Source organism: Thermosynechococcus sp. QKsg1, assembly GCF_031586415.1.
Taxonomy (GTDB): domain Bacteria; phylum Cyanobacteriota; class Cyanobacteriia; order Thermosynechococcales; family Thermosynechococcaceae; genus Thermosynechococcus.
In genome coordinates, this window is sequence record NZ_CP134200.1 from 1,994,418 (window position 1) to 2,008,882 (window position 14,465).

The window sequence follows — 14,465 nt, forward strand, 5'->3', positions numbered from 1 at the left end:
AAAGGCAACGCTGCTAGAGGATGGTGCGATGTCTCAAGCCCCTGTACTGGTCTCTGCCAATGGCCATGTCCTAGACGTGCCCTTTGATTCCTTTTGGCAAGGGTTGCAGGAGTTTGGCTCCCATTTGCTGTGGTCATTGTGTCTCTCACTGCTCCTGAGCCTTCTCCTCAGTCTGATCAGCTACTGGCTTAGCGTGACTTTCGGGATACCCGTACTGCCCTTCTTTTTGATTGTTGTTTAACTTGTGGGGAGCTGCGTATGTGGGGTTTACTCATTACTTGGATTGTGACCAGTATTAGTTTGTTTATTGTGTCGCGCCTCTCGTTTTTGGGCGTGGAAATTGATAAATTCACAACTGCGCTGTGGTCGGCGATTGTCTTCGGCTTTTTGAATGCCACGTTGGGGGCTATCCTGAAATTCTTTGCATTCCCCTTTATTTTTCTGACGTTTGGCTTGGTTGCGCTGATTATCAATGCCGCTATTTTTGCCCTTGCAGCAGCCCTTGTGGATGGCTTTAGACTACGCAATGGCTTTTGGAGCGCCTTTTTTGGCTCGATCGCCCTCAGTATTGTCAACTGGGCTTGCTTTAATCTGCTGGGTCAGGCCGGCTTGCTCTAGGATGCCTTTCCTAGATAGCCACGAGGGGTAATCAGCCAATCATGGAAGCAGCGGGTACTGGCATTGCCGATCAGCACCAAGCTGAACATATCCACCGTTTCCGGTTTCAAGGCGCCAAGGGTGGTGAGGGTGATGTGCTCCTCAGGGCGATAGGCGGCACGGACGATCGCTACGGGTGTTTGTGGTGAACGATATTTTAAGAAAATGGCTTTGGCATCCACCAATTGCTGCTGGCGATCGCGCGAACGGGGATTGTAAAGGGCAGTTACAAAATCCGCTTCTGCCGCTGCCCGTAAGCGCTTCTCAATCACTGGCCAAGGGGTCAGGCGATCGCTGAGGCTAATCGTACAAAAATCGTGCATCAGGGGTGCTCCCAAACGAGCTGCCGCCGCATTAACAGCACTCACCCCCGGCAACACCTCTACGGGTAAATCACTGATACCCGCTTCTGCCAATAGCTCCAGCACCAGACCCGCCATGCCATAGATGCCACAGTCGCCCGAAGAGACCACAGCGACATTGAGTCCCCACTGAGCCAGATCAATCGCTGCTTGGGCACGTTGTCGCTCTTGGGTAATGGTATAGGCAGCAACCATCTGTCCCGGTCGCCGCAGGGGAGCCAGCAATTCTAAGTAAAGCCCATAGCCCACGAGAATATCGGCGGCCAAAAGGGCAGAACGGGCTGCGAGGGTGAGTTGATCCAAGGCTCCCGGACCAGTGCCAATCAGGCTCAAGGCACCTTGGCGGGGAATGAATTCCCGTTCAGACTGGGCAATGGCGATCGTCACCGCACCGGGTTCACCCCCTTGACGGTAAATCTGCTTAGGAACAATTAAACGCCCCCCCTCACTGGCTAACACTGCTGCGGCTTCAGCCACACTGGGCGTTCCCATTTCTGCGGCGACAATGGTTGAGGGGGTGGGTACGCTAACAGGCGCCAATTCTTGAGCGGAAAACCAGCGGCTTGGCCAATCGTGCGCCTCAGCCACCTGACATAACCCCACTTCATCGGCTTTGCGATCAATACTAGCAAGGCCGGCGATCGCCAGCGGGCTTAACCCGGCTTGGGCAAGGGTATGATCAATGGCCTGCTGGATCAGGGCTGCCGATGTTCCCCGTTCACAGCCAATGCCGAGCCACAGTACCCGTGGATGCCAAGCCACACCTGAGGTCAAAGAGGAGGGCAACGCTTTTTCGGTAATCCAAACCGCATTTTCTAGGGGTGGGGTGCTGACAAACTCAAGGGGGTGATCTGAACTAAGAGCCGTGCGCCACAAAGAGCTACCGCAGGTTTGATACACTTGCAGCGGTTTTCCTTGAGCCTGTTGGCTAGCGATCGCATTCCAGTCTCCTGCCCCCCGTTGCCACCCCAAGGCCGTTCCCCAGGTATCCACAGCAAAGTAGCCTTGGGCATGACTTGCTCCCGTGAGAATGGGTGTCGCCCCAATGGCGGCGCTGAGCGCTTGACACAGGCGATCGCCCCCAGCCCCATGACTACCTAGCAAACTCACGATCCATTGACCATCCTCAGACAGAACGCAGACCGCCGGATCCTGTCTTTTGTGGGTCAACAGGGGCGCGATTAACCGCACCACAGCACCGCAGGCTAGGGCAAAAATCCAAGCCTGATAGTGGCACCAGTGGTTTTCGAGATGCGCGGCAAGGGGGCGATCGTAGCTTTGTACCCTAGGGTGAGTGGATGCTAAATGGCTGGGTACCCAGATGCTCAGGGGAATCCCCGTGTCCACAAGGCGTTGCAGTTGAGCCAGCCCTTGGGCAGTGGTGGCGATCGCCCCAATGGGTTGAAACTGGTCTAACCGTGGCATGAACTAGACATCAAAGCGATAGCGCACTGCGCCCGTTTCTGGATCGTTAAATACTGTGGCGTAGCCGAGGCGTTGGGCTTCAAAGAGCAGTTCCTCAACGGTTTGGGCATCAAAATGGGTATAAAGTGCGGCTTGGGCGGCAGAAAGGACGCCACCGTGTTCCTTAGCCACTTGCAGTAAGCGGTGCATGGGCGTCGCGGGGTTGAGGTCGGCTTGTTCCCATGCGGTCAGATAGCGCCCCCGCAGGTAGGTATTGCGGTGATCCACCATCCCCGGAATTAAAAAGAGATCAATGAATTGACCAATGCCACAAAAGCCAAAGGTGATCAGGTATAAAAAGCCAATCATCGGCTGGCCGACATAGAAGCGTTGCAGGCCACAGAAACCCACAAAGCTCAAGCACCACAGCAGATAGGCAACCCCCACCTTGAGGAATTTTGGCTGCGTTTGCCAGCGTTGGCGATGAGTGGAAAAGTGGAATGTTTGCCCCATGATCTCAGGAGGATTCCGCTACTTCTCATCCTAACCTAAGTTTCTGAGAACCACTGCGGGGGCTAGCGATCGCCCCCCAAGAATACGTCCTAGAAATTCGGCTGATGACGAATCAGATTCAGAAACTCCTCACGGGTCTTTTGATCTTCACGGAAGACCCCCAACATTGAACTGGTCACCGTCCACGAGCCGGGTTTTTGGACACCGCGCATCACCATGCACATATGGCTGGCTTCCATGACCACAGCCACCCCCTGCGGATCGAGAACGGTTTCAATGGCTTCGGCCACTTGACGGGTCAGGCGCTCCTGCACTTGCAGCCGCCGCGCATACATTTCGACAACCCGTGCCAGTTTGCTGAGGCCGATCACCCGCTGGTTGGGGATATAGGCCACATGGGCTTTGCCAATGAAAGGCAACATGTGATGCTCACAGAGGCTAAAGAAGTTAATGTCGCGCACTAAGACCATTTCATCGTGGCCTTCATCGAAAATCGCGCCGTTGACAAGGGTTTCAAGGGATTGACTATAGCCACTGGTGAGAAATTGCATCGCTTCAGCAACCCGCTTGGGGGTTTTCAGTAACCCCTCGCGATCGGGATCCTCACCCACATTCAGCAGAATGGTGCGCACTGCGGCCATCATTTCTTCTTTGGCAACATCTGGGGGGGGTGGGTGGGGAATCGCTTCTTTGCCTTGGTGGGTGTTGCGATCGGGCAGAATTGCCGGAGTGGTCGCTTTACCGTTAATGATCGAATCGGGCATATTGAACGTTGTCATAGAAAGAGTGACAAGTGAAGGACAAAGGGAGCCTAGAGGGTTCCGCCAAGGGGCATCACCACTAGCTCTTCCACAAAAGCCGTTTGCGGCAATTGAGTCGTGTACAAAATCGTGTTAGCAACGTGTTCAGGGGTTAACATCCCCGTGCGGTCAAAGTCTCCTGCTACGTCTTCCCAAATGGGGGTATCAACGGCGCCGGGACAGATGGCAATCACGCGGATACCGTGGGCGCGTTCTTCAGCCGCCATCGTTTTGGTCAAGGCCATGAGGGCAAACTTCGAGACACAGTAGGCGCCCCAGTCGGGAAAAACTTGGCGTCCAGCAATTGAAACAACATTTACTATCGTACCGCACTGGCGGGATCGCAGTTGCGGCAGTACCGCTTGCGAGCAAATGAGGGCACTGGTGAGGTTGACGTTAAGAATTTGCTGCCAGTCCGCCAAGGGTTGATCAATCAGGGGCACGGTTCTTGCCATACCGGCATTATTCACCAGTACATGGACATCGCCAACACGAGCGAGAATCTCATCAAGGCGCGATCGCAGGGGTTCAGGATCGCTAAAGTCCACGCTAAAGGTATGGGCTTCAACCCCACAGGCCACCACTTGGGCATGAACGGCAGCAAGTTTGGCGGGCGATCGCCCCAACAGCACGACATTAAACCCCGCTTGGGCAAAGGCAATGGCCGTGGCGGCCCCAATGCCACTACTGGCGCCCGTGATTAAGACTTGTTGGGTCATACTGCTTCACTAAAGACGCCCATGCGCCGGAACTTTTGATAGCGCAACTCCCGCCGTTCACTACTGCTGAGGGCTTGCACTTCCGCCAAATTTCGCAGGAGAGCCCCCTTGAGATTTTCCGCCGCTTCTACGGGGTTGCTATGGGCAGCGCCGACAGGCTCGGGCACAATTTCATCAATAATTCCCAGCTTCAGCAGGTCGCGAGCCGTAATTTTCAGGGCTTCCGCCGCTTGGGGCGCCTTTTGGGCATCGCGCCAGAGAATCGCGGCACAGGCTTCTGGGGGCGCCACACTATAGACGGCGTGCTCAAACATCAGCAGGCGATCGCCGACACCAATGGCCAAGGCTCCCCCTGAGCCACCTTCACCAATCACGGTGCAGATGATCGGCACCTCAAAGCGAAACATCTCCCGCAGATTGTAGGCAATCGCTTCCCCTTGGCCAAACTTCTCCGCCTCTACCCCAGCCCAAGCCGCTGGTGTATCAATAAAGGTGAGGATGGGCATCTGAAAACGGTTCGCGTGCTCCATCAGACGCAGGGCTTTGCGATAGCCCCCTGGTGAGGCCATACCAAAATTGCGAGCCACATTATCCTTGGTATCGCGACCCTTTTGCTGCCCCAGCATCACGACGGGTTGACCATTGAGGCGACCAATACCACCGACAATCGCTGGATCATCGCTGCCTCGGCGATCGCCATGGAGTTCAATCCACTCTTCGCTAATGGCTTGGATGTAATCCAGCGTGCTGGGACGGCGCGGATGACGAGCCACCTGCAGGGTTTGCCCCGGCGTCAGCTTACTGAAAATTTCATAGCGCAGTTGCTTGGCGCGCTCTTCCAATTCACGGATTTGCTCCGAGACATCAACGCCAAACTCCGAGGACTTATCCCGCACCTGCTGAATTTGGGCTTCTAGCTCCACGAGGGGCTTTTCAAACTCCAACAGAAGCGTGCGACGTTCGTTTGCCATAGGCGATTGGGTTCCTTTTGGTGTTACTGGGTGTTCAACAGTAGGGGCTGAAATCCGTGTTTACGGGAGACTTCACCAATTTGCTGCATCTTTTCCACCGTGATTTGATTGCGCCCCCAAGAGAAATTGGTGTGCCAGCCCTCAAACTCTAAAAGCATGGCTTCCGCAAAACAAGCAAACATCTGCCGTGAGGGCACATCCATATTCACAATTTCCATAATTTTCCAGTCAATATCGAGGGCGTGCTCGACAATGCCACCATTGAGAACATGAATCTCGGGGTGCTGAATTTTGGTGCCCATATTTTTCGGGTAGCCGCCATCAATCATCAGCGAGGGGCGCTTCAACTGCTCAACGCTCAGCTCGACTCCCTTGGGCATACTGGCCACCCAAACCACAATATCGGCAAGGGGTAGGGCATCCATTAGGTCTAGAATTTTCCCCCGTCCCAATTCCGCCTGTAGGTCTAGCAGGCGATCGCGATTCCGTGCCACCAGTAAGAGATCCTGCACATCCAAGCAGGTATTCAACCAACGGCAGACGGCACTGCCAATATCCCCAGTAGCCCCACAGACAGCCACAGTTGCCTGACGCAAATCAATCCCCACTTGGGGCGCCGCCTGCTGAATTTGTTGGCAGATGATATAGGCGGTGTGGGTATTCCCCGTGGTAAAGCGGCGAAAGTCTAGCTCGATATTGCGAACGTGGGACATTTTCTCCAGATCAAAATTCTCAAAAATGATCGAGGAGAAGCCCCCCAGCGCCGTAATGTCAATATCATGCTTTTGGGCGTGGGCCATGGCGTTAATGATTTTGCGAGTGGCCGCCTTCACCCGCTGGTTGGCCAGCATTTCCGGTAAGAAGCAGGACTCGACGTATTTGCCATAGATAGTTTTGCCCGTGACGCTTGTCACCGTAATCTCATCGACGATCTGCGGCGGTGCCATACACCAAAATTCCAAGCCTTGATCGGCGTATTCGGGATACCCTAACTGGTGGGCAACGGCTTGGGCGTGCTCCAGATTCGTCAGATGACCAATTAATCCAAACATACAAGCGTGCGGTGACTAAAATGTAACGATATGTTAAGCCACCCTTATGCCGCAGTTAGGCCATAAACCGACATCTTCATAATTTCGCGGGTGGTAAAGCCGATATTTTCTAGGGCACCACTGTACTGAATCATGAAGTCTTCCACAAGGGCGTCTTTTTCCATGCCAAGCACTTTGGCGTCTGCTTCCACTTGGTTGAGCATTTTCCAGACCAAGGGCAGGTTGGCGCGATTGGCTTCTTCAACTTCCGCTTTGACGCTCTCAAAGTTTTCCTTTAACCAGATTTCGCCAAAGTTGAGGTGGCTGTACTCATCTTTGACCACACCCTCAGTAATTTTGCGGGCAAAGGGATCTGCCATCGGGATGTAGATGTTGTAGGCCGCGATCGCGAAGCACTCGATGATTAAAGCTTGAATCAGCAAGCAAGTCGCAATTTTCCCCTCTGCCAGTGCCGCTTGAAAGTTACCGTGCAGTTTTTCAAAGAAGGCCTTGGCAAATTCCATATCTGGGGTTACGCTCAGGTTGCGACCACAGGCCTCAAACCCCTTTCTGTGGCGGGCTTCCATCTTGGCCAGGCGGGTGAGTTCTTCTTGGTGCTCAGGCAGCAGCTTGGCTAGGTCAATGTAATTGTCGTGAGCTTCCTGTTCACCTTCAATGACAATGGCGTTGATGCGGCTGTAGGCATCCTTGTAGCGATCGCTATGGTAGTCCAACTCAGGGGTAGCGGTAGCCGTTGTCATTGCGAACTCTCCTAAACACAAATTTATTGGAAGTTATGAGGTAGCAGGGCTTCCGTTATCATAGCGCAGCAGCGATCCCCTGACGAGGGGCAACGTGCCAGAGATTTTCGAGTTCCTGAATAGGCGAATCTCTATGCACCGATAGCACTAGAAACTGCCCATATTGCTTGGGGGTGGCACTTCTGGCAACGGCTGAGGGGGAGGAGCGACTGACTGAATAGGGCCATTGTAGTCAATGCGAATCATCGGATTGCTGGGGTCGGGGTTGACCGTGACAATACTTTCAATAGTTGGTGGTTCCGCAGGTGCCCCCCCTAGAAAGCGAAAGGTAAACGTACCATCACCATTGTCCACGTAGGGAGATTGACTCGCAGGCCCAAACATGGATGCTTCAGCGCGGTAGCGACTCAACCCGCCATTCGCCCGCTCTGCTGCCTGTCGTGCCCAATTCCGTGCCCGCTGGAGGACTGGATTATCTACCCCAAAGGGATTAAAGTTTTCCCGTGGTGGTGGCTCTGTCTGTGCCAGCACTGGACTGATACCTGTCAACGCGCACGTTAGAATCAGGCTGAATGCCATAGGGCGAAAGGACATCAACGCAAACTCCCACTCCTAAACTTTGCTTTGGCAGTCATGTACCCCTTAAGTGACGAGCAACTGAATCTTTCAGTTCCAAACCCAATATGAACCTTGTCCTAAAATAGGGGATCCATAAAGGGGAGGCAATTCTCTTCAATAGTGCCCCTCAGGTTTTTGGCTGCGTGCCAGCCTTGGGAAAAGAGCCGTAGTAGAGAAGTCCGTAATAGACGGATGCCTCGCCCCTATTGATACAATGGGTAAAGTGATAGGCTAAAACGATTGCATGAGTTAAACGCACTGCGGTGCGCAATCCACAGTCTAGAGGGCATAAACCTGAGTCAACCTATGAGTGATGAAACCGTAACCAACCCCGCTGCTGAAGCCCAAGAAGGCGAAATTACCCCCGATGTCGTTGAGAATCATGCAGAGGCCACCACGAGCGAAGAGGGTCAAGCATCTGAGGCGACCTCTACGGATACTCCTGCGGATGCAGCGGACTTGCTAGAGAAAATTGCTGCCCTTGAAGCTGCCAAGGCTAGTCTTTCGCAGGTGGTGGAGGAGCGCAATAGCCAATATATGCGCCTTGCCGCTGACTTTGAAAACTTCCGCAAACGCACCCAGCGAGAAAAAGAGGAACTAGAGCTACAGATTAAGTGCAGCGTCATTGCTGATTTACTGCCGGTGGTGGATAGCTTTGAGCTAGCCCGCACCCACATTCAAACCGAAACAGAGGCGGAAGAAAAAATTCACCGCAGCTATCAGGGGGTTTACAAGCAACTGGTGGAGTGCCTCAAGCGCATTGGTGTTTCGGCGATGCAGGCCAAAGGCAAGCCCTTTGATCCCAATCTCCATGAGGCTGTGCTGCGGGAAGCAACGAATGAGCACCCTGAAGGCACGGTGATTGAAGAACTCAAGCGGGGGTATATGCTGGGCGATCGCGTGTTGCGCCATGCCATGGTCAAAGTGGCCGCTCCTCCTGAAGAGGGTAGTGCCAGTGACACGAATCCCACCAATGATGTGACGGACGTATAGGGGCACTTCAAGGGAATGCCACGCCGCTACTACATCACCACCTTTGGCTGCCAAATGAACAAGGCCGACTCCGAGCGCATGGCCGGGGTTCTAGAAGCAATGGGCTTAGAACCGGTGGCCGAGCCGGATGAGGCCGATGTCTTGCTCTATAACACCTGCACGATTCGCGACAACGCCGAGCAGAAACTCTATTCTTACCTAGGGCGGCAAGCCAAGCGCAAGCATCAAGAACCCAACCTAACGCTGATTGTGGCCGGTTGTGTGGCTCAACAGGAGGGGGAACAATTGCTGCGGCGAGTTCCTGAAGTGGATCTGGTGATGGGGCCGCAGTATGCCAATCGCCTTGGTGAGCTGCTGGAGCAGGTGTGGAATGGCAGCCAAGTGGTGGCAACGGAGCCACTGCACATTGTTGAGGACATTACCAAACCCCGCCGCGATAGTAGGGTCGCTGCTTGGGTCAATGTGATCTATGGCTGTAATGAACGCTGTACCTACTGTGTGGTGCCGGGGGTACGGGGGCAAGAGCAATCCCGCCGCCCCGAGGCAATCCGCGCTGAAATTGAGGAACTGGCGGCTCAAGGCTACAAGGAAGTGACGCTCCTTGGGCAAAACATTGATGCCTACGGTCGTGATTTGCCGGGAATTACCCCAGAGGGGCGGCGACAGCACACGTTTACTGATTTGCTTTACTACATTCATGATGTTGCTGGGATTGAGCGGATTCGCTTTGCCACCAGCCATCCCCGTTATTTTACAGAACGCTTAATTCGCGCCTGTGCTGAACTTCCCAAGGTGTGTAAGCATTTTCACATTCCCTTTCAGTCGGGGGATAATGAAGTTCTCAAGGCGATGGCACGGGGCTATACTCGCGAGCGTTACCTACAAATCATTGAAACGATTCGCCGCTATATGCCGGATGCTGCCATTAGTGCCGATGCCATTGTTGGTTTTCCGGGCGAAACAGAAGCCCAATTCCAACGCACCCTAGATCTGGTGGCGGAGGTGGGCTTTGACCAACTGAATACAGCAGCCTATTCGCCGCGCCCGAATACGCCAGCGGCCACTTGGGACAATCAAGTACCGGAAGAAATTAAAGAAGACCGTCTGCAACGGCTGAATCATTTAGTGGCCACGATCGCTGGCGATCGCTCCCAACGCTATCTTGGCCGGGAAGAGGTGGTGCTGGTGGAGGGGGTCAATCCCAAGGATCCGCAACAAGTCTATGGCCGCACCGATGGCAACCGCCTGACCTACTTACCCGGTGAGATTGAGACCCTACGGGGACAACTGGTGCGGGTCCGCATTACCGAGGCGCGAGCCTTTAGCCTCAGTGGCATGCCTCTGACAGCTCATTCCTTGGTTGGCTGATTTAGGGGGGCTAGATCGCACAAATCACTTCATCGCGGCAGAGGGTGGGATCCACGTAGGGCAGCATCGGCTTATCGCCAACGTAAATTCCCAAGCCTTGAGCCGTGCGAATCAAGAAGCTATTGGGATCCACATGGCGTGGGCATTGAGCCACCACATCGGCAATGGGAACAGTGACCACCTGTCCTGCCTGCCAGGCTACCATGCGGCCAAAGGTTCCTTGAGCGGCCAAATCCACAGCGGTATTGCCCATGCCCGCTGCCAGCAGCCGATCCATGGCCATGGGGGCACCGCCCCGTTGAATGTGACCTAGGACTGAAACCCGCAGCTCAATGGGGATGGGACTGTGCTGGGCAATTTTATCGGCAATGTACTGACCAATACTGCAATGGCGGCGCTGGTGGGCGTCCTGCTCCAGTTCTTTGACACCCTCGGCAACGACGATGAGGGCAAACTTACGTCCCCAGCGATCGCGCAACTTTTGCAGATGCTGGCAAATGCCTTCAATGGAGTAAGGAATTTCTGGGATGAGGATCATATCGGCACCCCCAGCAATCCCCGAATACAGAGCCAAGTGACCGGCAGTGCGCCCCATCACTTCCACCACAAAGACGCGATCATGGCTAGCGGCGGTGGAGGTAATCCGACTCAGGGCTTCCACCACAATGTTGACGGCGGTATCAAAGCCAAGGGCGCGATCGGTCAAGGCGACATCGTTATCAATGGTTTTCGGCACGGCAAGGAAATTCCAGTTTCCCTTTTGCGCCAGTTGATGCAAAATTTTCAGGCTGCCATCGCCACAAATGGCAATAAGCGCATCCAAGCCCAATTCATAGTACCCAGCAATGACTTCATCGGCATGACCAAGGGTATCGCCCTTATTAATTGCTCCGAGAATGGTTCCCCCCATGTTGAGCAATACATCCATTCCCCCGAGACCCTCGGCATTGAGGGGGATCGCCTTCCGCTCAATTAACCCCTGAGTGGCGTGGAGAATGCCAAGCACCTCCCAACCGTAACTTAGAGTAGCATGGGCAACAATGGCACGGATGGCCGTATTTAGACCCGGACAATCTCCGCCACTGGTGAACACACCAAGTCGTTTGCGGCTGGTACTCATGAATCCTTGCTTCCTATGTGAACGGTTATGGCCTCAAAGCCTGCCTCTGCGCCTAACAACGGCACCGTCAACATCCTAGCGAAGGTCAATCGCCCTTGACTGCTTGAGTTAAGAGCTTGCAACATCCTTAGGAATCGTTGAATTTTGCAGCGGGGAATATCTGATTAGGGGGATCGCTTAGACTAGTGATCTATGGAAATTCCTCGCCTACACCCCGATACGATTGAGGCAGTGCGCCAAGCGGTCAACATTGTCGATGTGGTGGCCGAGCACGTTGTCCTACGCAAGCGTGGGCAAGAATACGTGGGTTGTTGTCCTTTTCATGAGGAGAAAACCCCCAGTTTTACGGTGAGTCCCCTGAAGGGCTTTTATTACTGTTTTGGCTGCGGTGCCGGGGGCAATGCCATTAAGTTCCTGATGGAACTGCAAAAACGCTCCTTTGCCGAGGTGGTACTCGACCTTGCCCAACGCCATCAGATTCCAGTGCGCACCCTCGATAGTGAGCAAAAACAGGCCCTACAAGCGCGGCTCTCCCTTCAAGAGCAACTCTACGAGATTCTGGCGATCGCCACCAGTTTCTATGAACATGCCCTGCGGCAACCCATTGGCCAAGCCGCCCAAGACTATTTGCAGCGACAACGCCATCTCAAAGAGGACACGATTCAGCAATTTCGCTTGGGCTATGCCCCTGCGGGTTGGCAAGTGCTCTACACCTACCTTGTGGAGCAAAAAGGGTATCCCCCTCAGCTGGTAGAACAGGCCGGTTTGATTATGCCGCAGCGGACGGGGGATGGCTATTACGACCGCTTTCGCGATCGCCTGATGATCCCGATTATGGATGCCCAAGGACGGGTGGTGGGGTTTGGCGGTCGTACCCTCAGCAACGAAGAGCCAAAGTATCTCAACTCCCCAGAAACTCCGATTTTTAACAAGGGTCAGTTGCTCTTTGGGCTGGATAAGGCGCGGCAAGCGATCGCCCGTAAAGATCAAGCAATTGTTGTCGAGGGTTACTTTGACGTGATGGCGCTGCACCAAGCGGGGTTTTCCCAGGCGGTGGCCAGTCTAGGAACGGCCCTCAGCCAAGCTCAAATTAAATTACTGCTGCGCTACACCGAGTCGAAGCAAATTATTCTCAACTTTGATGCCGACCCAGCGGGAGAACGGGCGGCCGATCGCGCCATTGGTAAAGCTGCCGATTTGGCCTATCGGGGTGATCTGCGACTGCGAATTCTCACATTACCAGCGGGCAAAGATGCCGCTGACTTTTTCAGTGCGGGTGAAGCACAGCGTGAACACTACCAAGCCCTCCTAGATCAAGCGCCCCTGTGGCTGGATTGGCAAATTCAAACCATTGTGCAGCAGTACGATCTCAAGCAAAGTGATCAATTTCAGCAAGCCAGCCAAGCCCTGAGCCAACTGTTGGGAAAACTGCCCAATGCCACACTGCGCAGCCACTACATTCACCACTGTGCTGAGCTATTGGGAGGCCATGATAGTCGCTTCGTTCTCCGTTTAGAAGAATCCCTGCGGCAACAGGTGCGGGGTCAACGTTGGCAGGGGCGATCGCAAAAATGGCAACGTCCGGCGGACTATAACCTCCGTCAAGCGGCGGAAGAACAACTGCTACGCCTCTACCTCCACTGCGGCGACTATCGTCCCCTGATTCGCCAAGCCCTGCAAGCGCGGGACATTGAATTTAGCCTCTCCCACCATCGTTGGCTGTGGCGGCAGATCTTGGCCATTGAAGAAGCGTACTGTGCCGGTCTGCCAGCGCCCGATGATCCCTATACCACTGAGTGGCTCCTTCATTCGCCCACGGAAACAGGAACCCAACTCACGGATTTAGATTTGGTCACGCACCTTTTTGATCGCCTCGATGAGGCAGAGGAGGCCGCCCTCATTACTCCACTACTCCATTTGGATGAAACGACTGCCGTGAGTCTGGATCGTCCTGAACTCGTGATCCAAGCAGCGGCAGCAGCCCTTGAGCGCATTGCTGTTGAAAAGCGATGTCGCTATATTCTCCGGGCTTGGCAGGAAACTGTCGCGCTGATTTTAAGTGAATCCCTTGCCAGCGAAGCCCTGCGCCAGTATTTGGATCGCCTGCTCACCGACAACGAACCTGCGATTGACGACATCCCCGGTGTGGCGCCAGAGCGACTGCAAGTGCTTGCCCAACTGCGCCGTGACTACTACCAGCATCGCCAATACCTGCAGCAATTGGATCAGCAGCGCTGTCCGCCGTTGGCCGCAATTCGCAGCTATACCTAGGTCTAGTTCTGGTGCTGTTCAATACTGAGCCCCTTCATCGCTCCCCAAAATTGTTTCTGAAAGTTTTGAGCCGGTTGAGCCTTGGGGAAAAAGCTGGACTATTCTTCACTCAATCTTTGTAGCCGCTGGCGATCGCAGATGGTAATCTCATTGCCCTCTACCCTCAGAATGCCTTGGGTATTCAGGTCGTAAAACGCCCGCGACAGCGTTGCAGGAATAGTGCCTAGCAAAGCGGCCAGCTCTGTTTTTTTCAAATCTAGGGTAATGCTATCTGGGCGATCGCTAGTGGCCAATCGTTGCAACAAATAGGCTGCTAGGCGTTGGGGCACCTGTCTAAAGGAAAGGTCTTCTATAAGACTCACCAAATGACGCAGATGCTTAGCAAAGCTAGCTAGCAAACGAACAGTTAGATCCGCATCTTGGTGGAGTAAATTCAAAAAGGCGAACCGCGGCAAAAAGATCAGTTCAACGTATTCAATTGCTTCTGCCGAGGCAGGATAGGGCTGGTTATCGAAGGCCACCACCTCCGCAAAGCTGTCGCCCGGTTCAAAGATATTTAGGATTTGCTCCTTCCCTGCCGCTGAAAGATTAAAGACCTTGACCCGCCCGGTTTTCACAACAAAAAACCCCGCAGCGGCATCGCCTTTTCTAAAAATGATTTGCTGCCGTTGCCAAATCTGTAACTGTGCAATTGCAACCAACCGCCCTAGCTGGGGTGGCGAAAGTTCACTAAACATTGGTGACTGGCGCAGACATTCCTCAATACCCGCTTTCATGACCCACCGTAAAAGTTAAATATTTCTCAAGGTTCCTTTTGACCTAAGTCAAGGCGCTACCCCCCAAGCCGCAGCTACCTTAAGTCTCAATAGCTGCCGAG

The 14,465-nt window shown here is 54.0% G+C and carries 15 protein-coding genes; 5 read left to right on the forward strand and 10 right to left on the reverse strand.

The window, feature by feature from the left end; all coding sequences use genetic code 11:
- The first annotated feature begins 28 nt into the window (after nucleotides 1-28).
- Nucleotides 29-241, forward strand: coding sequence for a hypothetical protein (locus RHP47_RS09785; protein WP_149820404.1), 213 nt, complete (start codon nucleotides 29-31; stop codon nucleotides 239-241).
- A 17-nt stretch (nucleotides 242-258) separates the two neighbouring features.
- On the forward strand, nucleotides 259-618 hold the full coding sequence (locus RHP47_RS09790) for a phage holin family protein (RefSeq protein ID WP_149820406.1): 360 nt from the start codon (nucleotides 259-261) through the stop codon (nucleotides 616-618).
- On the opposite strand, the gene cobJ is transcribed toward RHP47_RS09790, so the two are convergent.
- The 8 genes from cobJ to RHP47_RS09830 form a co-directional block, all read right to left on the reverse strand.
- Nucleotides 615-2,444, reverse strand: a complete 1,830-nt coding sequence (gene cobJ, locus RHP47_RS09795; RefSeq protein WP_286668659.1) for a precorrin-3B C(17)-methyltransferase — start codon at nucleotides 2,442-2,444, stop codon at nucleotides 615-617. The two genes, RHP47_RS09790 and cobJ, sit on opposite strands and share 4 nt — an antisense overlap.
- Nucleotides 2,445-2,447: 3 nt before the next feature.
- Entirely contained in the window at nucleotides 2,448-2,936 is a 489-nt protein-coding gene (locus RHP47_RS09800; protein ID WP_310840367.1) for a TM2 domain-containing protein, read from the reverse strand.
- Nucleotides 2,937-3,025: 89 nt separating this feature from the next.
- Nucleotides 3,026-3,700 (reverse strand): GTP cyclohydrolase I FolE, encoded by a 675-nt coding sequence (gene folE / locus RHP47_RS09805; RefSeq protein ID WP_226972056.1) that lies wholly within the window; start codon nucleotides 3,698-3,700, stop codon nucleotides 3,026-3,028.
- A 47-nt stretch (nucleotides 3,701-3,747) separates the two neighbouring features.
- Entirely contained in the window at nucleotides 3,748-4,455 is a 708-nt protein-coding gene (locus RHP47_RS09810) for an SDR family oxidoreductase (protein ID WP_149820412.1), read from the reverse strand.
- On the reverse strand, nucleotides 4,452-5,426 hold the full coding sequence (locus RHP47_RS09815) for an acetyl-CoA carboxylase carboxyltransferase subunit alpha (protein WP_149820414.1): 975 nt from the start codon (nucleotides 5,424-5,426) through the stop codon (nucleotides 4,452-4,454). The genes RHP47_RS09810 and RHP47_RS09815 overlap by 4 nt, the downstream gene beginning before the upstream one ends.
- Nucleotides 5,427-5,449: 23 nt before the next feature.
- Nucleotides 5,450-6,478: a long-chain acyl-[acyl-carrier-protein] reductase gene (locus RHP47_RS09820; RefSeq protein WP_310840369.1), complete on the reverse strand. Its 1,029-nt coding sequence runs from the start codon at nucleotides 6,476-6,478 to the stop codon at nucleotides 5,450-5,452.
- A gap of 44 nt (nucleotides 6,479-6,522) precedes the next feature.
- Nucleotides 6,523-7,218, reverse strand: coding sequence for an aldehyde oxygenase (deformylating) (locus RHP47_RS09825; protein WP_149820418.1), 696 nt, complete (start codon nucleotides 7,216-7,218; stop codon nucleotides 6,523-6,525).
- A gap of 147 nt (nucleotides 7,219-7,365) precedes the next feature.
- Entirely contained in the window at nucleotides 7,366-7,812 is a 447-nt protein-coding gene (locus tag RHP47_RS09830; RefSeq protein WP_149820420.1) for a hypothetical protein, read from the reverse strand.
- A 330-nt stretch (nucleotides 7,813-8,142) separates the two neighbouring features.
- Here RHP47_RS09830 and grpE point away from each other — a divergent pair, with 330 nt between their 5' ends.
- Both grpE and miaB read left to right on the forward strand, forming a co-directional pair.
- Nucleotides 8,143-8,829, forward strand: coding sequence for a nucleotide exchange factor GrpE (grpE, locus tag RHP47_RS09835; protein WP_226971942.1), 687 nt, complete (start codon nucleotides 8,143-8,145; stop codon nucleotides 8,827-8,829).
- A gap of 15 nt (nucleotides 8,830-8,844) precedes the next feature.
- Nucleotides 8,845-10,197 carry a tRNA (N6-isopentenyl adenosine(37)-C2)-methylthiotransferase MiaB gene (gene miaB, locus RHP47_RS09840; RefSeq protein ID WP_310840370.1) on the forward strand — a complete coding sequence of 451 codons (1,353 nt, stop codon included), beginning with the start codon at nucleotides 8,845-8,847 and terminating at the stop codon, nucleotides 10,195-10,197.
- Between the two features lie 10 nt (nucleotides 10,198-10,207).
- On the opposite strand, the gene RHP47_RS09845 is transcribed toward miaB, so the two are convergent.
- Nucleotides 10,208-11,317: an ATP-dependent 6-phosphofructokinase gene (locus tag RHP47_RS09845; protein ID WP_149820424.1), complete on the reverse strand. Its 1,110-nt coding sequence runs from the start codon at nucleotides 11,315-11,317 to the stop codon at nucleotides 10,208-10,210.
- 192 nt (nucleotides 11,318-11,509) lie between these two features.
- Between RHP47_RS09845 and dnaG the strand changes: the two genes are divergently transcribed.
- Complete coding sequence (gene dnaG / locus RHP47_RS09850; RefSeq protein WP_149820427.1) at nucleotides 11,510-13,588, forward strand: DNA primase; 2,079 nt, start codon at nucleotides 11,510-11,512, stop codon at nucleotides 13,586-13,588.
- A gap of 98 nt (nucleotides 13,589-13,686) precedes the next feature.
- On the opposite strand, the gene RHP47_RS09855 is transcribed toward dnaG, so the two are convergent.
- The gene (locus RHP47_RS09855) at nucleotides 13,687-14,364 is read right to left on the reverse strand and encodes a Crp/Fnr family transcriptional regulator (RefSeq protein ID WP_286625550.1); all 678 of its coding nucleotides are present in this window, start codon (nucleotides 14,362-14,364) and stop codon (nucleotides 13,687-13,689) included.
- Nucleotides 14,365-14,465: the final 101 nt, after the last annotated feature.